The sequence below is a fragment of the Bradyrhizobium genomosp. III genome, assembly GCF_000261705.1.
Classification (GTDB): Bacteria; Pseudomonadota; Alphaproteobacteria; order Rhizobiales; family Xanthobacteraceae; genus Bradyrhizobium; species Bradyrhizobium ottawaense.
The window spans coordinates 89,227-109,479 of record NZ_AJQF01000170.1 but is presented as its reverse complement, the minus strand read 5'-3'; the positions used below and the strand labels follow the sequence as shown (position 1 = coordinate 109,479).

General features: G+C 66.7%; 18 protein-coding genes. 7 read left to right on the top strand and 11 right to left on the bottom strand.

Translation table 11 applies throughout. The features are described 5' to 3' along the window. Positions 1-80: 80 nt before the first annotated feature. Complete coding sequence (locus tag IC66_RS0115300) at positions 81-956, bottom strand: dihydrodipicolinate synthase family protein (RefSeq protein ID WP_038948201.1); 876 nt, start codon at positions 954-956, stop codon at positions 81-83. Between the two features lie 56 nt (positions 957-1,012). Next, on the bottom strand, positions 1,013-1,978 hold the full coding sequence (locus IC66_RS0115295; protein WP_038948200.1) for a VOC family protein: 966 nt from the start codon (positions 1,976-1,978) through the stop codon (positions 1,013-1,015). Between the two features lie 187 nt (positions 1,979-2,165). Here IC66_RS0115295 and IC66_RS0115290 point away from each other — a divergent pair, with 187 nt between their 5' ends. Then, a complete protein-coding gene (locus IC66_RS0115290; protein ID WP_038948198.1) occupies positions 2,166-3,032 on the top strand; it encodes a S1C family serine protease in 867 nt (288 codons plus the stop codon). Next, a complete protein-coding gene (locus IC66_RS0115285) occupies positions 3,029-3,400 on the top strand; it encodes a response regulator transcription factor (protein ID WP_028140427.1) in 372 nt (123 codons plus the stop codon). Before IC66_RS0115290 ends, IC66_RS0115285 begins: the two co-directional genes overlap by 4 nt. Here the strand turns inward: IC66_RS0115285 and IC66_RS0115280 are convergent. The 4 genes from IC66_RS0115280 to IC66_RS0115265 form a co-directional block, all read right to left on the bottom strand. Continuing rightward, complete coding sequence (locus IC66_RS0115280; protein WP_038948197.1) at positions 3,395-4,465, bottom strand: sensor histidine kinase; 1,071 nt, start codon at positions 4,463-4,465, stop codon at positions 3,395-3,397. The two genes, IC66_RS0115285 and IC66_RS0115280, sit on opposite strands and share 6 nt — an antisense overlap. Beyond that, entirely contained in the window at positions 4,452-5,144 is a 693-nt protein-coding gene (locus IC66_RS0115275) for a response regulator transcription factor (RefSeq protein ID WP_038948196.1), read from the bottom strand. The genes IC66_RS0115280 and IC66_RS0115275 overlap by 14 nt, the downstream gene beginning before the upstream one ends. A 100-nt stretch (positions 5,145-5,244) precedes the next feature. Then, on the bottom strand, positions 5,245-5,691 hold the full coding sequence (locus IC66_RS0115270) for a hypothetical protein (RefSeq protein ID WP_028140430.1): 447 nt from the start codon (positions 5,689-5,691) through the stop codon (positions 5,245-5,247). A 246-nt stretch (positions 5,692-5,937) separates the two neighbouring features. After that, complete coding sequence (locus tag IC66_RS0115265) at positions 5,938-8,274, bottom strand: Tex family protein (protein WP_028140431.1); 2,337 nt, start codon at positions 8,272-8,274, stop codon at positions 5,938-5,940. Between the two features lie 1,150 nt (positions 8,275-9,424). On the opposite strand from IC66_RS0115265, the gene IC66_RS0115260 reads away from it, so the two are divergent. Continuing rightward, positions 9,425-10,894 (top strand): amidase, encoded by a 1,470-nt coding sequence (locus IC66_RS0115260; RefSeq protein WP_038948195.1) that lies wholly within the window; start codon positions 9,425-9,427, stop codon positions 10,892-10,894. 119 nt (positions 10,895-11,013) lie between these two features. Here IC66_RS0115260 and IC66_RS47120 read toward each other — a convergent pair whose 3' ends face one another. Further along, positions 11,014-11,334, bottom strand: a complete 321-nt coding sequence (locus IC66_RS47120; protein WP_028140433.1) for a hypothetical protein — start codon at positions 11,332-11,334, stop codon at positions 11,014-11,016. Between the two features lie 116 nt (positions 11,335-11,450). Between IC66_RS47120 and IC66_RS0115250 the strand changes: the two genes are divergently transcribed. Both IC66_RS0115250 and IC66_RS0115245 read left to right on the top strand, forming a co-directional pair. After that, positions 11,451-12,359, top strand: a complete 909-nt coding sequence (locus IC66_RS0115250) for a PaaI family thioesterase (RefSeq protein WP_038948194.1) — start codon at positions 11,451-11,453, stop codon at positions 12,357-12,359. Positions 12,360-12,426: 67 nt separating this feature from the next. Then, positions 12,427-12,792: a hypothetical protein gene (locus tag IC66_RS0115245; protein ID WP_038948193.1), complete on the top strand. Its 366-nt coding sequence runs from the start codon at positions 12,427-12,429 to the stop codon at positions 12,790-12,792. Here the strand turns inward: IC66_RS0115245 and poxB are convergent. From poxB to IC66_RS0115230, 3 genes are all read right to left on the bottom strand, one after another. Then, positions 12,789-14,525: a ubiquinone-dependent pyruvate dehydrogenase gene (gene poxB / locus IC66_RS0115240; protein WP_038948192.1), complete on the bottom strand. Its 1,737-nt coding sequence runs from the start codon at positions 14,523-14,525 to the stop codon at positions 12,789-12,791. The two genes, IC66_RS0115245 and poxB, sit on opposite strands and share 4 nt — an antisense overlap. Positions 14,526-14,633: 108 nt before the next feature. After that, positions 14,634-15,266 carry a 2-dehydro-3-deoxy-6-phosphogalactonate aldolase gene (locus IC66_RS0115235; RefSeq protein WP_038948191.1) on the bottom strand — a complete coding sequence of 211 codons (633 nt, stop codon included), beginning with the start codon at positions 15,264-15,266 and terminating at the stop codon, positions 14,634-14,636. Position 15,267: 1 nt separating this feature from the next. After that, positions 15,268-16,194 carry a 2-dehydro-3-deoxygalactonokinase gene (locus tag IC66_RS0115230; protein ID WP_038948190.1) on the bottom strand — a complete coding sequence of 309 codons (927 nt, stop codon included), beginning with the start codon at positions 16,192-16,194 and terminating at the stop codon, positions 15,268-15,270. 261 nt (positions 16,195-16,455) lie between these two features. Between IC66_RS0115230 and IC66_RS0115225 the strand changes: the two genes are divergently transcribed. Together IC66_RS0115225 and IC66_RS0115220 are read left to right on the top strand one after the other, a co-directional pair. Beyond that, positions 16,456-17,553, top strand: a complete 1,098-nt coding sequence (locus IC66_RS0115225) for an LLM class flavin-dependent oxidoreductase (RefSeq protein ID WP_038948189.1) — start codon at positions 16,456-16,458, stop codon at positions 17,551-17,553. Between the two features lie 57 nt (positions 17,554-17,610). After that, positions 17,611-18,165, top strand: coding sequence for a flavin reductase family protein (locus tag IC66_RS0115220; RefSeq protein WP_038948187.1), 555 nt, complete (start codon positions 17,611-17,613; stop codon positions 18,163-18,165). A 185-nt stretch (positions 18,166-18,350) separates the two neighbouring features. Here the strand turns inward: IC66_RS0115220 and IC66_RS0115215 are convergent, their stop codons facing one another. Beyond that, positions 18,351-20,213, bottom strand: a complete 1,863-nt coding sequence (locus IC66_RS0115215) for a sigma-54-dependent Fis family transcriptional regulator (protein ID WP_038948186.1) — start codon at positions 20,211-20,213, stop codon at positions 18,351-18,353. Positions 20,214-20,253: the final 40 nt, after the last annotated feature.

Sequence of the window (20,253 nt, the reverse complement as noted above, 5' to 3'; positions counted from 1 at the left end):
GTCGAGAAAAGTCGTGGGCACGCTTCCGCCTTCGCTCTTCGAGCTACGGCGGACAAGTCGCTTTGCCCACCCTACGGAAGCTACGCCAGCTCCCGCAGCGCCGCCTCCACCACCTGGCGCGCCTCGGCCGTCAGCGCCGCCTGCGGCGGGACGGGGTCGCCGACGTCGTAGCCCTGGATCGAAAGCCCGGCCTTGATGCAGGCGGCGAGATTGAAGCGGGCGAAGGCCTCGTTGATGCGCCACAGCCGGCGCTGCAGCGCCATGGCCTCGTCCCAGCGGCCAGCCTCGCAGAGGTCGTAGAGCGCGACACTCTGGCGCGGGATGATGCAGGCCGGTCCCGCCATCCAGCCAAGCCCGCCGATCAGCATCACCGCGGCCGGGATGTGGGCGGAGGCCGAGAACACCCGCAAGGCATCGCCGCAACGGTTCATGATCGAGAGCAGCCGACCGGTGTTGGTCGATGCGTCCTTGATGTAGCCGATGCGCGGATGCTCGGCGAGGCGCGCGATCACGTCGAGGGTGAGGTCCGAGCGCTGGAATTGCGGATTGGTGTAGATGACGACGGGAATGTCGACGGCATCCGCGATGGCGCGGAAGTAGGCCTCGACCTGGGCGTCGGTGAGCGGAAAATACGCCTCCAGGATCGCCAGGATGCCGTCGGCCCCACACTTCTGGTAGGTCCTCGCCTGCGCCACCGCATCCGCCGTCGAGGTCGAGGCGACGCCCGCGATCACGGGCACCCGGCCCCTCGCGGCCTCGATCGTGGTCTGCACGACCGCCGTGCGTTGCGCGGCACTGAGATAGGCGAACTCACCGGTCGAGCCCAGCGGCGTCAGTCCGTGCACGCCGGCGCCGATCAGATCGTCGCAGAGCTTTGCGAGGACGCCGGTGCGCACCGTGCCGTCGGCATCGACGGGGGAGACGAGGTAGGGAAAGACGCCGTGGAATTCGGACATGTCGGGGGCTCCGGAAGCTGGCACCCGACGGGTCTTAGCAATGCCCGCCCCCGCGATCAAACCTTGAGCAAGCGTACTCGCGTGCCCCAGGGATCAATCGCCTCCACGCCGTCGGCAAGCGCCGTGACCTTCGCACCGCCTTTGCGCAGGCGCTCTTCCTGCGCGGCGAGCAGTTCCGGCTTCGCCATGACCAGCGAGAACCAGGCGAGACCCGTCATCTGATCGTCGCGCTGGCCGGCGCCCTGACTCTGCCAGACGTTCATGCCGAGATGATGATGATAGCGCCCCGACGACAGGAACGCCGCGCCATTGCGGCTGCGGGTCGGATCGAGGCCGATCGCGCCATGATAGAAGCCTCCGGCCTGCGCGAGATCGCCGACCCGCAGATGCATGTGGCCGATGCGCATTCCGTCCGGTGCCCTGGCGTAATCAGGCACGCGCGTATTGGTCAGCGACAGCAGGTCGGGAATGTTGAGCTCGTCGGACGCCATCTTCACGCTGCCCTCGCTCCATTGCCATTGCGAGGGATCGCGGTCGGCATAGACCTCGATGCCGTTGCCTTCGGGGTCATCGAGATAAACGGATTCGCTGACGAGGTGATCGGCAAAGCCCGACAGCTTCACGCGGTGCGAGGCCGCGTGCACAAGCCAGCGCGCCAGGTCCTTGCGGGTCGGCATCAGGAAGGCGGTGTGATAGAGGCCGGCGGCATTGCGCGGCTCGATTTCCGCATCGGGGCGGGCCTCCAGCACCAGCAGCGGGATGCCTGATGTGCCGAGCTTCGCCGCAGTCGCCGAGCGCTCCATCACGGTGAGGCCGATGACATCGCGGTAGTAGTCCGCAACCTTGTCGAGATTCTTCACCCGCAGCGTCACCATGCCGACCCGCATCGGCGTGCGGCTGGCATAGGTGGGGCCGCTGCCCTGCGGGGTGCCCTCGGCCCGCGCCGCGGCTGCGGCGGCCATGGCCAGCGAGGTCGCGCCGGCGAGTTGCAGCAGGGTGCGGCGGGTGAGGTCGATGGTCATGGTCAGTCAGGGCTCGCTGAAAGGGCTTAAGGCCGTGCGGCGCAATGTCGGGCCGATTGCTACACGTTCCCGTGAGCGGCTCCCAATCACATGTTCGTCGACCGCAACAGGCGGTGTCCTGACCACCCGGCCAGTTTCGCGATTCCGCGCGACATCCCAGATTGGGGGCAGCTTACAGGAGCCAGCCATGACCGACCCAACTCCCCTGTCCTCACTATCGTCCGCCCTCGCGGACGTAGTGGCGCGCACCGCGCCCTCTGTCGTCTCCGTGCACTCGCATCGCTCCCGCGCCACCGGCTTTGCGTGGAAGCCAGGCCTGATCGTCACCGCCGACGAGGCGCTGGCCGATGAGGGCGAGGTCGAGATCGGCTTGCCCGACGGCAGCCGGGCGGCCGCCACGATCGTGGGCCGCGACCACACCACCGATATCGCGCTGCTGCGCACTGAGGCCGCTGTTGCCCCGGTCAAGCTCGCCGCAACGGTCCCGCCCCTCGGCGCGTTGTCGATCGTGGTCGCCACCAACCGCGAGACGCCGAGTGCCGCGCTGGGGCTGGTGTCGGCATCCGGCAGCGGCTGGCGCTCCTTGCGCGGCGGCGAGATCGATGCGCGGATCGAGCTCGATGTCCGCCTGCGCGCCAGCCAGCAGGGCGGCCTCGCACTCGATGCTTCGGGTGAAGCCTTCGGCATGGCCGTGCTCGGGCCGCGGCGCGTGCTGGTGATCCCGACGGCGACGATCGAGCGGGTCGCGGCGCAACTCGAGACGCGCGGCCGCATCGCGCGCGGCTATCTCGGCCTCGGGCTCCAGCCGGTCCGGCTCGACGACGGCATCGGCGCCATGGTGATGAATGTCGACAAGGCCGGACCTTCGGCCGCCGCCGGCATCCGTCAGGGCGACGTGATCGTCGCGGTCAACGACCAGAAGCTGTCAGGCGTGCGCGCGCTGTCACGAACGCTGGGACCTGCGAGCGTCGGCGCGGTGGTCGATGTCGCGGTTCGCCGCGGCGGCGAGCCGGTCAGCTTCAAGGTCACGGTCGGCGAGAGGCCGGAGGCGTGAGCGAGGACAACGCACCGGAAATCGTGCTGTCGCTGGAGATCGACGATCCTGCGCTGGCCGATCGCCTGGCGGCTTTGCTCGGCAATATCGCCGGACTTCGCCTTGCCGCGCCGGGCGAGGCCGCCACGGCGACGATCGTCGCCCGCGATCCACGCATCATGCCCGCCGACATCGCGCTGACGCAGCGCGAACTCGACGTGCTGGCGCTGATGGCCGAGGGTGCCTCCAACAAGATGATCGCCCGCCGGCTCGGCATCTCCGTGCACACCGTCAAATTCCATGTCGGCTCGCTGCTCGACAAGCTGGACGCCACCGGCCGCACCGACGCGGTGGCGCATGCGGCACGCCGCGGCGTGATCGAGCTATAGCGCGATCGGGAAGCTGAGCTCGACCGTCAGGCCCGGCGCATTGTCGCTTAGCGCTACTCCCGCGCCGTGAAGGCGCGCGACCGCGGCGACGAGGCTGAGACCGAGCCCGTTGCCCGGCGTGTAGCGGCTCTGCTCGAGCCGGTAGAAGCGCTTGAAGACGTGATCGCGCTCCTCCGTGGGAATGCCCGGACCATCGTCGGCGATCGCGATCACCGCGCCGCCCTCGGCGCTGCGGCAGGTCACGGTCACCTGCCCGCCCGGCCGGCCGTGCTTGATCGCGTTGTCGACGAGATTGGCGATGGCATCGAACAGCAGGTCGCGATCGCCGGTGATCGGCACCTGGCGGTCTCCGGCAAGGCTGAGGCGGGTTGCGACCTGCTCGGCGGCGGCGTCGTAGAGCTCGACGACCTCGCCGGCGATTTCAGTCAGGTTCAGCGCGCGGAAGGCGCCGGTGCGGGCACGGGTCTCGATCTCGGAGATCCGAGTGATGGAGGCGAACATGCCGAGCACGGCGTCGAGATCGGCGATGGTGTCGCCGATCAGCGCGGCATCCGCCTCGCTGTTGCGCTCGTGGTGATAGGCCTTTTCCAGCCGGCCGCGCATCCGCGTCAGCGGCGTGCGCAGATCGTGGGCGACGTTGTCGCTGACCTGCTTGACCTCGCCCATCAGCGTCTCGATGCGGTCGAGCATCTGGTTTAGGTTTTCGGCGACGCGGTCCCATTCGTCATGGCTGCCGCGCAAGGGGATGCGCTGGTCGAGGCCGGAAAGCATGATGGCGCGGCTGGTGGCGTTGATCTCCTCGATCCGCCCCACCGTGCGCCGCGTCACCAGCACGGCGGCGAGCCCGGCGAGCACCAGCAGCAGCACGGCAACCGCGGCCATCGCAAGCTCGATCATCGCGGTGAACCCGCCGTGATCGCCGGCGTCGCCGACCCGGCTCCGCACATAGACGATCGTGCCGAAATAGACATAGGCCATGATCGCCGCGACGATCAGCCCGAAGGCCGCGATCGCGATCAGCGCCAGGCGGAAGGTCGAGGAGCGGAGCGTCTTAACCAGGAGCACGGAGGCAATATCCGATGCCGCGTATGGTATGAATCAGCGGATAGGCCTGGGCATCGTCGACCTTGCGGCGGACGCGACCGACATAGACGTCGATGATGTTGGTGGAGGGGTCGAAATGCAAGTCCCAGACGTGCTGGAGCAGCATCGCGCGGGAGACGACGCGGCCCTCGTTGCGGACGAGATATTCGAGCAGCTGGAATTCGCGCGGCAGCAGCGGGATCTTGCGGCCGCGGCGGCTGGCGTTGCGTGCGATCAGGTCGATGGCGAGATCGCCGACCCGCAGCAGCGTCTCCTTGGCGATGGTCTCGCTGCGGCGGCCGAGCGCCTCCAGCCGCGCCAGCAATTCGGTGAAGGAGAACGGCTTGACGAGATAATCGTCGCCGCCGGCGCGCAGGCCGCGGACGCGATCATCGACCTCGCCGAGCGCGGAGATGATCAGGAACGGCGCGGCGACGCCGTCGTCGCGCAATTGCCGCATCACGCTGATGCCGTCGATATCGGGCAACATGCGGTCGATCGTGATCACGGCATAGTCGCGCGCGGCGCCGTGGCTCAGGGCTTCACGGCCGTTGGCTGCGAGATCGACGTCGTAGCCGGAGGTCGTCAATTCCTCGACGAGCTGGCCTGCGGTTTCCGGATCGTCCTCGACGACCAGGATGCGACGGTGACCTCCGGTCATGCAAAACTCCGCGCGACGATCGCCACCAGACTATCCCGTTCCGGGGCTGGACGGAACCGCCCGGTGGCGACCGCGACAATGGTGCGGTACGGCGATGCGACTACCAATAGTCTCCGCACACATTGACCCATTGCCATCCGTAGGGCGTCCAGCTCCTGCGCCAGCAGCCGTCATTGTAGCCGGCGTAAATGAAGGGCGCGCCGAAGACGGCGAAACGACGGAAATGATGATGGTGGAAGCCCCGGTGACCGTGCCAGCCGGCACCGGCGAACCGCGGCCCGATCCCCGCATGCGCGAAGCGTGCGCCGCCAAAGGCGGGACCGCCGACATGGGCGAAGCGCGCGCCGCCCATCCCGCCGACATGCATGCCGCTAAAGCCGCCGGCGCGCATCCCGCCGCCACCGAAATGACCACCACCACCGAAATGGCCACCACCGCCGAAGCCGCCATGTCCGCCACCGCCGCCTCTGGCGAGCACCGGTGAAGCTGCCGCCATCACCGCGGCGAGCGTCACCGCGGTGAGGCCTTTGAGAAGCCTGCTGTTCATCGAAGCATCCTCCTTGCAGTGCGGCGGTCTCAACGCCGCACGAGGACGATCAGATGAGAGGAAGCAAACGGCGCCTGCAACTTACAAACGCGCCAGATTCTGACGCGGGTGTTAGGGAGAGGGAGCCCAACTCTCTCCCCGTCATTGCGAGAAGCTCTTGCGACGAAGCAATGACGACGTGGAAAAAGCTTTCCACCGTCGAGCAGCTCACCTCTCCCCGCAAAGGGCGGGGAGAGGCTGGAAAACCTACGCCCGCTTGCCGTTGTTCTTCTCCGCCGCGCGGCGCAGGGCTTCGGCGAGCGCACCGCCGCCGGACGATTCCTGCTTGCGCGGTGCGGACGATGTCATGCGGGAAGGGTTGCGCGAGCTGTTGTCGCGCTGCATGCCGGGGGCGTCCTTCTTGGCGCCGACCTCGTCGTCGAGGCGCAAGGTCAGCGAGATGCGCTTTCGCGCGACCTCGAAGTCCAGCACCTTGACCTTGACGATGTCGCCGGGCTTCACCACCTCGCGCGGATCCTTGATGTAGGTCTTGGACATCGCGGAGATGTGCACGAGGCCGTCCTGGTGCACGCCGATGTCGACGAAGGCGCCGAACGCGGCGACGTTGGTCACGGTGCCCTCGAGGATCATGCCCTTCTGGAGATGCTTGATCTCCTCGACGCCTTCCTTGAACACGGCGGCCTTGAACGCCGGACGCGGATCGCGGCCGGGCTTTTCCAGTTCCTTCAAGATGTCGGTGACGGTCGGCAGACCGAAGGTCTCGTCGACGAAATCCTTCGGCTTCAAGGTGCGCACGATCTCGCTGCTGCCGATCAGCGCCTTGATGTCGCTCTTGGTGGCGCTGAGGATCCGGCGCACCACCGGATAGGCTTCCGGATGCACGCCGGACGCGTCGAGCGGGTCCTCGCCGCCGAGGATGCGCAGGAAGCCGGCGCACTGCTCGAACGCCTTCGGCCCGAGCCGCGGCACCTCCTTGAGCGCCTTGCGCGACTTGAACGGGCCGTTGGCATCACGATGCGCCACGATGCTCTGCGCCAAGCCCGAGCCGACGCCCGACACACGCGCCAGCAGCGGTGCGGACGCGGTGTTGACGTCGACGCCGACGGCGTTCACGCAATCCTCGACCACGGCGTCGAGCGATTTTGCGAGCTTGGCCTGGCCGAGATCGTGCTGATACTGGCCGACGCCGATCGCCTTGGGCTCGATCTTGACGAGCTCGGCGAGCGGATCCTGCAGACGCCGCGCGATCGAGACCGCGCCGCGCAGGGTGACGTCGAGACCGGGCAATTCCTCCGAGGCGAACGCCGAGGCCGAATAGACCGACGCGCCGGCCTCCGACACCACGATCTTGGTCATCTTCAGCTCGGCCAGACCCTTGACGAGATCGCCTGCGAGCTTGTCGGTCTCGCGCGAGGCGGTGCCGTTGCCGATCGCGATCAGCTCGACACGATGCTTCAGTGCGAGCTTGCCGAGGATCGCGAGCGACTCGTTCCACTGCCGCTGCGGCTCGTGCGGATAGATCACGGCGGTATCGACCACCTTGCCGGTCGCATCGGTGACGGCGACCTTGACGCCGGTGCGGTAGCCGGGATCGAGCCCCATGGTGACGCGGGTGCCGGCCGGCGCGGCCAGCAGGAGATCGCGCAAATTGGAGGCGAACACGCGCACGGCCTCGGTCTCGGCGGCGTTCCACAGCCGCATGCGCAGGTCGATATTGAGATGGACCTGAATCTTGGTGCGCCAGGCCCAGCGCACGGTGTCGATCAGCCAGCGGTCGCCGGCGCGCTTGAGGTCGGCGATGCCGAACCGCTTCATGATCTTCAGTTCATAGGCGCTGGGCACGCCCGGCGGCGGCGCCTCGGCCTCGGCCTGGATCTGCAGGTCGAGGATCTCCTCCTTCTCGCCGCGGAACATCGCGAGGATGCGGTGCGAGGGCAGCTTGGTCAGCGGCTCGGAGAACTCGAAATAGTCGGCGAACTTCTCGCCCTCGGTCTTCTTGCCGTCGCGCACCTTGGAGGCCATGCGCGCATTGGTCCACATTTCCTCGCGAAGCGCGCCGATCAGATCGGCGTCCTCGTCGAAGCGTTCGACCAAGATGGCGCGGGCACCATCCAGCGCGGCGGCGGCATCCGCAACGCCCTTCTCGGCGTTGATGAAGCCTTCGGCCACGACCTTCGGATCGTTGGTCGGCTCCGCCATCAGCTGGTTGGCGAGCGGCTCGAGGCCGGCCTCCTTGGCGATCTCCGCCTTGGTGCGGCGCTTCGGCTTGAACGGCAGATAGATGTCTTCGAGACGGGCCTTGCTGTCGGCGGCGAGAATGGAGGCCTCGAGCGCGGCATCGAGCTTGCCCTGCTCGCGGACTGATTCGAGGATGGCCTTGCGGCGGTCCTCGAGCTCGCGCAGGTAACCCAGGCGCTCCTCCAGGGTGCGCAATTGCGCGTCGTCGAGCGCACCGGTCGCTTCCTTGCGGTAGCGGGCGATGAAGGGAACCGTGGCGCCGCCATCGAGCAGCGTCACCGTCGCCTCGACCTGCTCCGCCCGAACCCCAAGCTCCTGCGCAATTTTCTGGTTGATATTTGCCACGCGAGAATTCCTCTATCCAAGCACGCAACGCGGGGGCGAACCACCGGCCACGGGACGCCGCTTATGGACCAACCGGGGTTGATTCATCAAGGTACCGCGGAGGACCGTCGACAGGGGATTTTTTTGTCGAACAGATGCGATCTCGCCACATTCGTGGGGACGTGCTGCTCGTGTCCCGGACGCGCTGCAGCGCGCTAGCGATGCGGTGCAGAGCCGGGATCCAGGAGGCCGCACGGCACAATGCGGGCGAGATGGGCCCCGGCTCTGCAGCGCACCGCTGAAGGAGCGCTGCGCAGCGTCCGGGGCACGAGAGCGCAATTCGCTTCATTGTCATCTTCAAATCGCAGACACGCTTTTTCGTCCTCGCGGCGCATTTCGCCCGAGCTTTGGCTGGTCGCTCCACCCTCGAAGCCAAGAGGGCGCAGGGAAGGCCGGGTGCTGACCTCGCACCCACGGTCTGCTGCGCGAAGTGTAGCGCAAAGAGACCGCACAGCAGCATACAGGTGGCGCCAATCACTCGGCCTTCCCTGCGCGATGGTCGGACGGCTTATGCCGCGCTCTCCCGGGAGCCGAACTTTCCTTCTGGCCTCCCTCGCCCCGCGAATTGACGATGCCGTCCGCCCGGTTGGGCTCGCGCGCATCTCCGCCAAGGGCTTGACCATAGCAACGACGGCCAGGACCACACGGTTTTGCCGTACGCATCAGCGCCGCTCGTCCGCACGCGGCCAACGGGCTCACAGGGACTACCCGCCCTGCCCTTGACCTCTCGTGACGACGCTGCTGCGTCCATCGCAACCCGGCTCGCATATCGTGACGACGTACGACCGCCCCTCAAGGATGAGCCGGGATGGGCGACACATACGCCGAAACCGAATTTCGGTAAAGTGGAATATTTTTGCGCTTATGGATTGACAGAGGGCGACACAGTAACGATGGATGCAGCGCAGGCGTAATCCGGGATTGGCGCGGCAGGCTACGGGCCACGGTCGAACGTCCGCCAGCCCGGTTGCAACCATCGCACCACTGCCGGATTGAGACCCGCCTTGCGACCTCTCCGCCCCATGCAACCCTGCCCCTCGTGCCGGCTCAGTTGATTCATGCGGTCCCTTGCTAAAGGAAGGTGGCGCCGCATCAAAGGGATTTGGACTTCATGACTTTGCCGATGAGCTGGACTGAATGGGCGCAGCACGATGGCGTCGCGCTGGCGGGGCGTGTCCGCAAGGGCGAGCTGACGGCGAAGGAATTGGCGCGCCAGGCTGCCGCCGGTGTCGCCAAGGTCAATCCGGCGCTGTCGGGCGTGGTCGAGCTGTTCGAGGACGTGATCGCCGATCCCGCCAAGGACGGCGCCAATCTCGCAGGTCCGTTCGCCGGCCTGCCCTTCCTGATGAAGGACCTCGGGCCGACCATGAAGGGCCGGCTGCAGGAAATGGGCTCGCTGTTGATGCGCGGCAATCGCGCCGCGGCCGATACGTTCCTCACCGGCAAATTCCGTCAGGCCGGGCTCAACCTGATCGGACGCACCACGACGCCGGAATTCGGCGTGTGCTCTTCGGCCGATAATCCCGCCGTCTACGTCACCCGCAATCCCTGGAATACCGACTACACCACCTGCGGCTCGTCGGCCGGCAGCGCCGCGATGGTCGCCGCGGGCGTGGTGCCGATCGCGCATGCGACCGACGGCGGCGGCTCGATCCGCATTCCCGCCGGCGTCAACGGCAATATCGGGCTGAAAGTCTCGCGCGGCGTGTTCTCGCTCGCCCCCCACATGTCCGATCTCACCGGCCTCGTCTCGATCCAGGGCTGCCAGTCGCGCTCGGTGCGCGACACCGCCGCCTTCGTCGATCATACCCGAGGGCCGGCACCCGGCGAGTTCATGCCGTTCTGGACCACGGCGCAGCCTTATTCCGAGATGATCAAGCGCGATCCCTCGAAGCTGCGCATCGCGCTGTCGCACACATGGGGCAACTACACCGCGACGCCCGAGCTCGCAGCCGAGCTGGAGAAGGCCGGACGCTTCCTCGAAGGCCTCGGCCATCACGTCGACTATGCGCTGCCGGAGATCGACCTTCCCGCTGCATTCGAGGCGCAGACCACGTGCTACATTTCGAATTTCGCCGTGGTGATCTCCAACATGCTCGCCGCGCGCGGGCTGGAAAGACCGCCGGAGGACCTGATCGAGCCGATGAACATCCGGATCTGGGAAGCCGGGCGGCACACCAGCTTCGCCGAGCGGGCGAAGATGCAGGGCGTGTTCAACACCACGTCACGCGGCTTCGGCGCCTTCTTCGAGCAGTGGGACGTGATCCTGACGCCAATCACCGCGCTGCCGACACCGAAGGTCGGCACGAGGGAATACCTCACCATTTCCGACAATCCCGATGTGCGCGACTGGTTCGACAATCTCTGGCGCTTCTTCGCCTTCACGCCGCTCGCCAATCTCTGCGGCATGCCCGCGATCTCGATGCCGATGGCAGCGCAGGACCACGGCCTGCCGCTCGGCATCCAGGCCATCGCGAAACAGGCCAATGACGGCCTGCTGCTGCAACTCGCCGCCCAGATCGAGCGCGCCCTCGACGGCAAGTGGAACGGCGGCAAGAAGCCGAAGGTGCATGTGGGCTGAGGCAGGCCTATTTGTTTCGTAGGCCCCTCGCGCTCGCGGCCATCCTTCGAGACGCCCGCCGATGGCGGGCCCTCAGGATGAGGTCTTGTTTCGCGACGGGATCCTAGAGCGTTCCGATCTCAATTCTTCACCGCGGGGATCTCCTCCGTCACCGGCTGTTGCTGGCCCTGCCGGAACATCGCCAGTGCCTTGTCGAGGGCTTCGCGCAGCGCAAGCGCTGCGGCCACGCTGCAGCGCAGATGCGCGGTCTGGATCACGTCGACCCTGACGGCCGCGCCGACCGGCATCAGGAGGTTCGCGGCGAGCTCGATCTGGATCGCGCCGTTGTGATGGCCGAAGCAGGACGCACCGTCGAAATAGATGATCGGCGCCCGCTCGGAGCTGGAGCTCGAAATGGTGACGGGCCCCTGATTGTTGGCGGGCGTTTCGGGGTCGGCCATGGGCGCTCCTTGCGGCTAGTCGGCGAACGAAGCGCCCACCATCGGTGCTTCGGCCTGCTCTGTCGAGGCCAATTCGGGGTTTTGCGCGGCGCCCGACACTGGTCTAGAACCTTCCCATGAGCACCATACCAACCACGCTCCCGTTCGAGGAACTCGCCGACGCCGTCCAGGGCCGCCGCTCCGATTACGGCCATATCAGCGGGCTCCAGCTCGACCGCTTTGCGCCGGCTGAGGCCTGGTCGAGCCTGCCCTATCGTCCCGTCTTCGTCGGCGACACCGAGACCGGCGTGCTGCATGGCGGCGTCGTCACCGCGATGCTGGACGAGAGCTGCGGCATGGCGGTGCAACTTGCGCTCGACGGCACGCGCGCGATCGCAACCCTCGACCTGCGCATCGACTACCAGAAGCCGGCGACACCCGGCCTCGACATCAAGGCGCATTCGGTCTGCTACCGCACCACGCGCTCGATCGCCTTCGTGCGCTCCACCGCCTATCAGGAGTCCGAGGACGATCCGGTAGCGACTGCGACCGCCTGCTTCATGATCGGCGCCAACCGCACCAACATGCTCGCCGACCGCAGGATGGATGCGCGCAGCATCCCGGTGCTGGAGGCGCCGGAAGATCCGGATGGCCCCTTCGCGCGCAGCCCGTTCGCGCGCGCTCTCGGCATCCGCGTCAATGACGACGGCACACTGACGATGCCGTTCTCGCCAAAAATCATCGGCAACCCGATCCTGCCCGCGATCCATGGCGGCATGACCGGAGCCTTCCTCGAGACCACGGCTGTCATCGGCGTCGCGCGCGAGCTCGGCGCCGCCGCGCCACCCAAGCCGATCGGGCTCACCGTCAACTATCTGCGCTCCGGCCGTGCGCTCGACACGTTTGCCAACGTCTCGATCGTGAAGCAGGGTCGGCGTATCGTCGCCTTCGAGGCGCGCGCCTGGCAGGATGACGCGGCCAAGCCGATCGCCACCGCCTTCGGCCATTTCATGCTGCGCCCGACGCCCGGAAGTGACGAGGAATAAGCGCATTTTGACTTGACGGCCGCAGCTCCGGCCACAACGATAGCGCGTCCCCGCGAGAGGTATTGAATTGCGGCATCCGCTCGACATCGTCGCCATGTTCGCCGCACTCTGGCTGCTGGCCGCGATGATGCTCGACGCGTTGACGCCGAAGGAGCTGACCGCGATCATGATCGGCGTTGCGATCGGCCCCGCGATCGTCATCACCGCCGTGTTCTACTATTTGCGCTGCGCGCGAACGGACTTTGCGGTGATGTTCGCAGCGCTCTGGCTGATCTCGGACATCGCCATCGCCTTCGTCTCGCCGACGCAGCTGCCGCATTTCCTGATCGCGCTCGGCTTCCTGCCGGCCCTGCTGATCGGCAGCGTGCTGCACTGGCAGCGCTTCCAGCGCCGCCAGGAGCAGCTGCCCGCGCCTTCGGTGAAGCGGAGCTAACGCGGCAACAAATTCGTCTTCGCAAGATCAAGCACCTCGTCACCGCGGCCGTTCATCACCGCGCGCAGGACCCAGAGGCTGAACCCCTTGACCTGCTCGGTGGTGATGGTCGGCGGCATCGACAGCTCCTGCTTGGCGGTGACGACGTCGAGCAGGGCCGGGCCGTCATGGGCGAGCATCTCCTTGACCGCACCGGGGAGCTCGCCGGGGTCCTCGACGCGTTTGGCAAAGATGCCCATTGCGCGCGCCATCGCCGCGAAATCGGGATTCTCCAGGTCGACATTGGTGTCGACGAAACCTGCCGCCTTCATCTCCAGCGCGACGAAGCCGAGCACGCCGTTGTTGAAGATCACGACCTTCACCGGCAGCTTCTCTTGCGTCAGCGTGATCAGATCGCCCATCATCATGGTGAAGCCGCCGTCGCCGGAGAGCGAGATGACCTGGCGGCCCGGCTGGGCGGCCTGCGCGCCGATCGCCTGCGTCATCGCGTTGGCCATCGAGCCGTGCACGAAGGAGCCGATCAACCGGCGGCGGCCGTTCATGTCGAGATAGCGCGCGGCCCACACCGTGGGTGTGCCGACATCGGCGGTGAAGACCGCATCGTCGGAGGCATGATCGCTGATGATCTTTGCGAGATATTGCGGGTGGATCGGCTTGCTGCCAGGCGTGCCCTTGGCGAGCGAATCCAAACCCTCGCGCGCCTTCTTGTAGTGCGCGACGGCGTCGTCGAGATGCTTGCGCTGCGTCTTCGCTTTCAGCAGCGGCAGCAGCGCTTCGATGGTCAGCTTGACGTCGCCGACGAGGCCGAGATCGATCTTGCAGCGCCGTCCCAGATTTTCCGGTCGGATGTCGATCTGCGCGACCTTCGCATCGGTCGGAAAGAATTGCTTGTAGGGAAAATCGGTGCCGAGCATCACCAGCGCGTCGCAGGCGTGCATGGCGGCATAGCCCGAGGAGAAGCCGATGAAGCCGGTCATGCCGACGTCATAGGGGTTGTCGTATTCGACGTGCTCCTTGCCACCGAGCGCATGCACGATCGGGCTCTTCAGCGCTTCGGCCAGCTGCATCAAGGGCGCATGTGCGCCGGCGCAGCCGCGACCGCAGAACAGGGTGACGCGCTCGGTGCCGTTGAGGAGATCGGCCAGCGCCTTCAGCTCATTCGCCTGCGGCACCACATGGGGCGCCGACAGCGCGAGTCCGCGCGTGGTCGACAGCGCGCGCTTGGGCGGGCTGCGGAACGCGACGTCGCCGGGCATGGCGACGACGGCGACACCGCGCAGGCCCACCGCCGCACGGATGGCATTCTCCAGCACGTAAGGAAGCTGGCTCGGGTCGGACACCAGCTCGCAATAATGGCTGCATTCGCGGAACAGGTTCTGCGGATGGGTCTCCTGGAAATAGCCACCGCCGATCTCGGCGGTCGGGATCTGCGCCGCGATCGCCAGCACGGGAACGCGGCTGCGATGTGCGTCGAACAGGCCGTTGATCAGATGCAGATTGCCGGGGCCGCAGGAGCCCGCGCACACCGCAAGGCTTCCGGTCATCTCGGCTTCGCCGGCGGCGGCGAACGCGGCGACCTCCTCGTGGCGGACATGGATCCATTCGATGGTGCCGCGGCGGCGCAGCGCCTCGGTCAGGGCGTTCAGGCTGTCGCCGACGATGCCGTAGATGCGCTTGACGCCGGCCTGCTCGAGCGTTGCCACGAACAGATCGGCCACGTTGTTGATCGCCATGTCGGTCTCCTGATTCAGCCAGTCACATCACACGATGCGCAAATGTCAGCATCGCGACTCCATGTGGCACAATAGGCTATGTCAGGATCACGGCTAGTTATTGTCCGTTCAATCTTTCTGAATTGCCCGATCGTAAGCCGCGATCGTCGCCTTCGCGCGCGCGGCGACGTCGGCGACGCTCATGCCGGGCTTGTAGAGGCTGGAGCCGAGCCCGAAGGCGGTGACGCCGCCCTTGATGTACTCCGCAAAATTCTGATCGGAGACGCCGCCGACGGCGGCGATCGTCACTCCTGACGGCAGCACGGCGCGGATCGCGGCGATGCCGGAGGCGCCTAACACGCTGGCCGGAAAGAACTTCAGGCCCGATGCGCCGGAGCGCGCAGCAAGCAGCGCCTCGGTCGGCGAAAACACGCCGGGCAGCGTGACCATGGCGTATTGATGCGCACGCACGAGCACCTGCGTGTCCACATTCGGCGAGACCATCAGCTTGCCGCCGACGTCGTTGAGACGATCGACATCCGCGGTGGCCAGCACCGTGCCGGCGCCGATGAGCGCGCCTGAAGGCGCCAGCTTCACGGCCATTGCGATGGAGCGGAACGGATCGGGCGAGTTCAGGGGAATCTCGATCGCGGTCATGCCGGCTTCGATCAGCACGGCGACGATCGCCTCGGTCTCCTCGGGCTTGACGCCACGCAGGATCGCAACCAGCGGCCGCTTCATCGGCGGAAAGGGAACGCTCATCTCAAAGATCCTCTGATTTCGTCCAGATCGCGGCAGCTGCCATCGAAAGGCCACGGCGGACGGCTTCATCCGCATCGACCGTATCAGCGTTGACCGACAGCGCCTCGAACGCCAGCCGGTACAGCATCGCAAGCCGCCCCGAGGCGATCAGCTTGACGCCCGCTTGCGGCACGAGGCCCGAAAGCCCCGCCGCCAGCTCGACGCCGATCAACGTCCCCGACAGCGTCTCGCGCGCCGCGGCCGGCGTGCCGCCGAACAGAAGCTGGCGCGACCGCGCGCCGAACAAGAGATTGGCGGCGAAGGCCGGCGCCTCATAGGCGGCCTTCACCGCCGCCTTGAAGCTCGCGACATCCTCGGCCTCGTCGGCGCCGGCGACCGCGAGCGACAGGATGGTCTCGCGCGAGACGACGCTGAAGAGCTCGCCGGTCATGAAGGTGGAGAAGCGTTCGACCACGCCGTCCCTCACGCGCACCCATTTCGAATGCGTGCCGGGCATGCAGACCAGCGCCTCGCCTGCGGCATTAAGGCCGAGCGCGCCGAGCAGCTGCGTTTCCTCGCCGCGCATGACGTCCGGCGCGGCTGCATCGCGCTGCGCGATGCCCGGCAGGATGCGGATGTCGCGCGCTTCGCCGGGGACGCGCACGGCCTGTTTCAGGACGGCCGAGAGCGGCGCCGGCGTGTCGACATAGCCGGCTTCGACCCAGCCGTTCCTGGCGCCGGCCATGCCGCAGACGAGAACCGGCAGATGATCCGGCGCTTCGATCGCCGCAAGATGCGATCGCAGCACGGCGGGAAAGCCTGCCTTCGCCGCCGCCAGCATGCCCTCGCCGCTGCGGCGCTCGGTCAGCACCTGGCCGGCACGATCGACCAGCCACAACCGGAAACTGCTGGTGCCCCAGTCCACCGCGACATAAGCGGGTTCGGTCATTCGAAACTGTCCTCGTCTCACGGCCGGGACGCCGTCTCGCGACAATGAGACGACGTCTTGCGGGTCTACCGCTGGGATACCGGCTATTGCGCGGGCAAACCAGCCCTTTCTCCGCAATTCGAGGCTCAGCCGTGCTGGCACAGCGCTTGCTGAATCGCTGGCACAGCGCTTGCTGAACCGCTGGCACAGCGCTTGCTCAAGCTTCGTTGCTCAACTCCGTCAACGCGCGACAAGACGCGTCAACATCAGATGAGGAAACCCATGGAGATCGGCTATTTCACGATGCCTTCGCATCCGCCGGAGTGCGGCCTGAAGGAAGGGAACGATTGGGACCTGCAGGTCATGCGCTGGCTCGACGAGCTCGGCTATCAGGAGGCCTGGGTCGGCGAGCACCACACCGCGCCCTGGGAACCCAATCCCACGCCGGACCTCCTGATCGCGCAGGCCCTGATGCAGACCAAGAAGCTTCGGATCGGGCCGGGCGGATTCCTGCTGCCCTATCACCATCCGGCCGAGCTCGCCAACCGGGTCGCGATGCTCGACCATCTCTCCGAGGGCCGGCTCAATTTCGGCGTCGCGGCCTCCGGCCTGCCGAGCGACTGGGCGATGTTCAACGTCGACGGCATGAGCGGGCAGAACCGCGACATGACGCGCGAGGCGCTGGAGATCATCCTGAAGCTGTGGACCGAGCCCGCGCCCTTCACCCACAAGGGCAAGTTCTGGACGGTGACCAAGCCGGACACGATGTTCGACTTCCTCAAGCCGCACATCAAGCCGCTGCAGGCGCCGCATCCGCCGATCGGCGTCGCCGGGCTGTCGAAGAACTCGGACACGCTGAAGCTCGCCGGCGAGCGCGGCTTCATCCCGATGAGCCTCAATCTCAACCCGGCCTATGTCTCGAGCCACTGGGACTCCGTCGAGATCGGCGCCGCCAAGACCGGGCGCAAGCCGAACCGGCAGGATTGGCGTCTGGTGCGCGAGGTGTTCGTCGCCGACACCGACGAGGAAGCCTGGAAGCTCTCGACCGGCGACATGATGGGCCGGATGATGGGCGAGTATTTCCTGCCGCTGCTCGGCCATTTCGGCTTCAAGGATTATCTCAAGCACGCCCCCGATGTCCCCGACAGCGACGTCACGGTCGAATATTGCGCCAAGCGGAACTGGATCGTCGGCTCGCCCGCGACCGTCGCCGAGAAGATCGAGAAGATCTACGACGAGGTCGGCGGCTTCGGCGTGCTGCTGGTGTTCGGCTTCGACTACAAGCACAAGGCGGAAGCCTGGCACCACTCGCTCTCGCTGCTGAAGAACGAGGTGATGCCGCGCCTTGCGCATCTCGGCTCCGCGAAGAAGGCGGCTTGACGCTCAGCGGGTGCGGCGCGATCGTGCCGCACCCGTTTCCATTTCGGAGGCCTCGGCGTGAGCGTGGACGCAAAGGATTTCAAGCAGGCGATGCGCCAATGTGCCGGCGCCGTCGCGCTGGTCACGGTCGGCGCCGAGCACGGCAAGCGCACGGGATTGACGGTGACCTCGGCCTGCTCGCTGTCGGACTCCCCGCCGTCGCTGATCGTCTGCGTCAACCGCAACGCCAGCGCACATGGGCGCATCCGCGAGGAAGGCGCCTTCGCGATCAACTTCCTGCACGAGGATCACGCCCTGCTCGCGCTCACCTTCAGCGGCCAGAAGGGCGTCAACGGCGACGACCGTTTTGCGTTCGGACAGTGGACGCGCGGCGCGACCGGCGCCCCGGTGCTGACGGATGCGGTCGCCGCATTCGATTGCGTGCTGGCGCAGGAGTTCGAGACGACGACGCATTCGATCTTCGTCGGCGAAGTGCGCGGCGTGTCGCATTTGGCGACCGCAGCGCCGCTGGTGTACCTGCGCAGCAGTTTTCACACGCCGCATGAGATGCGCGAAACGGTGACGGTCGGCGACCTCGATTCACGGCATCTGAGCTGGACGGATTTTTCGTAAGAGGCGCCACGCAAGCGATCCACGACTACAGAGATCGTAGGGTGGGCAAAGCGACTTGTCCGCCGTAGCTCGAAGAGCGAAGGCGGAAGCGTGCCCACGTCTTAGGTCCTAAACGAGAAGACGTGGGCACGGCGCAAGTGCGCCTTTGCCCACCTTACGACGTCTGTGATCTGGGACAGAGACCGCTACTGCGCCGTTTCGATCTTCAGCAGCTTGATCTTCCGATAGAGCGTCGCGCGGCTGAGCTTCAGTGCCCGTGCTGCTTCGGTGACGCGTCCGCCGTGCTTGCGGAGCGCCTCGACGATCGTGGCGCGCTCGGCCGCTTCGAGGTCCGGCTCCGCTTTCCCGAACGGCGGCAGGTCGAGATCCGCATCGGTGATGACGCCATTCTCCGCCGTGCAGCCGGCGAGCCGCAACACGTGGCGGAGCTGGCGCATGTTGCCGGGATAGGAATAGGCCGAGAGTTGCGACCACGCTTGGTCCGAAAGCCTGCAGTTCGGCGCCTCCTCGCGCGCGATCTGGCGGATGACGTCGTCCCGGTCGGCACGCTCGCGCAAGGCCGGCAGCCGCACCTCCAGGCCACGCAGGCGGAAATAGAGGTCGGCGCGGAAGCCGCCTTCTTCGGCCATGCGGCCGAGATCGCGGTGGGTGGCGCTGATCAGGCGGATGTCGACGGCGACAGGCTTGAGTGCGCCGAGCGGCCAGACCTCGCGGTTTTCCAGCACGCGTAGCAAACGCGTCTGCAGGGCGATCGGCATGTCGCCGATCTCGTCGAGGAACAGCGTGCCGCCGTCGGCCTGCACGATCAGGCCCTTCGAGCCGTCGCGCCGCGCCCCGGTGAACGCGCCGGCCTCGTAGCCGAACAGCTCGGCGTCGATCAGGCTCTCCGGCATCGCCGCGCAATTCAGTGCGACATAATTGCTGCGCGCCCGGCTGCTCGCGGCGTGAATGGCGCGCGCGAACACGTCCTTGCCGACGCCGGTCTCGCCATGGAGCAGCACCGGCAGATTGTGATCGCCGATGCTTCGGAGCCGCTTCACGCTCCTGATCAGCCCGGGATCGCGGCCGGCGAGCCGGTGCAGCGCGTCGAAGCGATCGACAGGCGCATCGCGGCGCGGCGCGAGCGGACGCGCCGATGATCTCGTCTGCAGGGGCGGCGCAACATGCCCCTGCCCTAACGCACTGCCATCGGCGCGACGCAACTCGACTGTCTCGTCCACGCCGCGGGCGGCATGACGATCGAACTTGACGTAGCGCGACAGGTCGATGCCGGATGCGATCAAGCCGTCGGTGAGGCCCAGCAGTGCGCGCGCCGAACGGCAGGCGCCGACGATGCGGCGATCGTCGTCATAGGCGAGCAGACCGCTGCCGCCGTCGCCCGGCACGGTCGCGATCCAGGCGTTGCGGAAATGACCGCGGAAGATCGCGCCCTCCATGCGCCGCGTCGCCTCCATCGTCACCGCGAGCGCGAGCTGATGCGCAGCGCGCTCGAGATCCTCTCGGCAAGAGGTGATGTTCACGGCACCGGCGAGGCGACCGGCGTGGTCGAACAGCGGCGCCACGGCGCAGGAGAACATGTGCCACTGCGCGCGAAAATGCTCGTCACGATGCACCAGGATCGGCCTTTGCTCCGCAAGTGCGGTGCCGAGCCCGTTGGTGCCTTCGAAAGCCTCGGAAAAATTCGAGCCGGTATAGACCTTCCAGCGCATGAATATCTCAGTATCGGCCGGGCCGGGCAGCCGGCTCCACAGCATCGTGGCGCTGGGGTCGGCGAGATTGACGCAATAGCCGGCCTCGCGCAGCACCCGCGCGAGGTCTTCGAGCTCCGGCGTCGCCAGCTGGATCAGCTGCTCCATCGGTTCGGCGACATGCCGGACCTCGGCCTCGGTCAGCGTCTGCGGCGGTCCCTGGCGGGCGGGGTCGAGCTTGTGGCTGATCAGGCAGCGCCGCCAGGAATCGGCAATGCGCGAAGAGGCATCGACGTCGGCCAATTGATTGGCGACGGACAAGACGCGGGCGACATGGTTCGAGGCCGACAGGCTGGCCATCGCGGACGTCTCCACCCTGTATTATTGTGCAAAGTCTGGC

What these genes read in the sequence shown, in the direction of transcription:
- IC66_RS0115225 (WP_038948189.1), top strand. Translation starts at nt 16,456, where the DNA reads ATGGAGATCGGCTATTTCACGATGCCTTCGCATCCGCCGGAGTGCGGC.
- IC66_RS0115230 (WP_038948190.1), bottom strand. Translation starts at nt 16,194, where the DNA reads ATGACCGAACCCGCTTATGTCGCGGTGGACTGGGGCACCAGCAGTTTC.
- IC66_RS0115250 (WP_038948194.1), top strand. Translation starts at nt 11,451, where the DNA reads ATGAGCACCATACCAACCACGCTCCCGTTCGAGGAACTCGCCGACGCC.
- IC66_RS0115295 (WP_038948200.1), bottom strand. Translation starts at nt 1,978, where the DNA reads ATGACCATCGACCTCACCCGCCGCACCCTGCTGCAACTCGCCGGCGCG.
- IC66_RS0115260 (WP_038948195.1), top strand. Translation starts at nt 9,425, where the DNA reads ATGACTTTGCCGATGAGCTGGACTGAATGGGCGCAGCACGATGGCGTC.
- IC66_RS0115300 (WP_038948201.1), bottom strand. Translation starts at nt 956, where the DNA reads ATGTCCGAATTCCACGGCGTCTTTCCCTACCTCGTCTCCCCCGTCGAT.
- IC66_RS0115270 (WP_028140430.1), bottom strand. Translation starts at nt 5,691, where the DNA reads ATGAACAGCAGGCTTCTCAAAGGCCTCACCGCGGTGACGCTCGCCGCG.
- IC66_RS0115275 (WP_038948196.1), bottom strand. Translation starts at nt 5,144, where the DNA reads ATGACCGGAGGTCACCGTCGCATCCTGGTCGTCGAGGACGATCCGGAA.
- IC66_RS47120 (WP_028140433.1), bottom strand. Translation starts at nt 11,334, where the DNA reads ATGGCCGACCCCGAAACGCCCGCCAACAATCAGGGGCCCGTCACCATT.
- IC66_RS0115235 (WP_038948191.1), bottom strand. Translation starts at nt 15,266, where the DNA reads ATGAGCGTTCCCTTTCCGCCGATGAAGCGGCCGCTGGTTGCGATCCTG.
- poxB (WP_038948192.1), bottom strand. Translation starts at nt 14,525, where the DNA reads ATGGCGATCAACAACGTGGCCGATCTGTTCGTGGCAACGCTCGAGCAG.
- IC66_RS0115215 (WP_038948186.1), bottom strand. Translation starts at nt 20,213, where the DNA reads ATGGCCAGCCTGTCGGCCTCGAACCATGTCGCCCGCGTCTTGTCCGTC.
- IC66_RS0115290 (WP_038948198.1), top strand. Translation starts at nt 2,166, where the DNA reads ATGACCGACCCAACTCCCCTGTCCTCACTATCGTCCGCCCTCGCGGAC.